The 1,165-nt window shown below is 37.2% G+C and carries 1 protein-coding gene; it reads right to left on the bottom strand.

Going from position 1 to position 1,165, the window contains the following annotated elements:
* Positions 1-165: 165 nt before the first annotated feature.
* Positions 166-1,011 carry a TrbL/VirB6 family protein gene (locus FJG96_RS00045; RefSeq protein WP_139412231.1) on the bottom strand — a complete coding sequence of 282 codons (846 nt, stop codon included), beginning with the start codon at positions 1,009-1,011 and terminating at the stop codon, positions 166-168.
* Between the last annotated feature and the right edge of the window lie 154 nt (positions 1,012-1,165).

Genomic DNA, 1,165 nt, shown 5'->3' with positions numbered 1-1,165 from the left:
GCATAGTGTATAATTATTTTACTTTTCTTAATTTCATTTTTTAATTGATCAAAATAGCTCAATTTCAGTGCAAATATTTTTTACTGCAGGATTTAGATATCTTGGTTATTTTGTCCTATGGATATTCAGGGTGCCTGTTACGAGAATCACCGCTTTTTATAGCTTCTAGTTTTTATGTTTCCATAGGTGTCCAAATGTCATGCCTTTTGCGAGAGAATTGGCAATGCTTGATAGTTTAAGTAAGAGCATGATGGATATAATGGATAAGATGAATGCTCCCCCAAACATAAAGCTCACATTCTGTTGGTAATCGAGTTTCATATCGTTCAAATAGTTTGCAAAGATATTCATCATCACATTAAAGACAGTGGCTAAGAGTAGAAAGAGGATTATGTAATTTACGACTTGGATTAACCATTGCTCGAAAAGGCGATGGGTTGGTTGCCAGAGTAGGGCAATGATGAAGATAGGGCCCCATCCTACGAGAAGTGTAATAGCTATTTTTGTCAGGATAACGAGCCCACCGCCGATTGCGACGACGAAGCTTGTTGCCAGCAATATGAGGATGCCCAAGAGACTATAAAGCAGCCCATTGGCTTCGAAGAAGACGGTTTCTTGGAAAAGACGACCTGCATATTGGAACCCATTTTCTGCTGTTTTGTCAAGTAAGCCCATTAATTGTATATCAGTGAGCGGATTTGTTATGAGTGCTTTTGATAAATCATAGGGCATATTTGTTATCAAATTTGCGATTTCACTTTGATAAAGCCCTGCGGTAAGCGCTATTGAAGTAATAATACTTATTCGCAGGAAACGACTTACGAACCCAGAGAGTGGCATATCTATAGCGCCACGAATGATGAGCCATCCATAGATAATGAAAGCGATGGTGATCCCGATTGATACAAAGGGGGTAATTACAACAATTGCTTTTGAGGAAATATCCGTGACATATGTTTTTGTTATCTGATCAATTTTATTGAAAAGTTGCGTGAACACGGTAAAGTTCATGGTATTCCTCTTTAACGAACTTTTAATTCTTTATCACCTTGGAATATCGATAAATACTAAACGCTTCATTTGCATTGATACATTGCTTAAATTTTCACCATGATATCTTGGTTTTGATAAAATCTCTGTATCGTTCTGAATTGTTGAGATAGCC

The sequence above is a fragment of the Bartonella mastomydis genome, assembly GCF_900185775.1.
Taxonomy (GTDB): Bacteria; Pseudomonadota; Alphaproteobacteria; order Rhizobiales; family Rhizobiaceae; genus Bartonella; species Bartonella elizabethae.
Note: the sequence above shows the minus strand (reverse complement) of the source record. Positions and strands in the feature narration are given on the sequence as shown.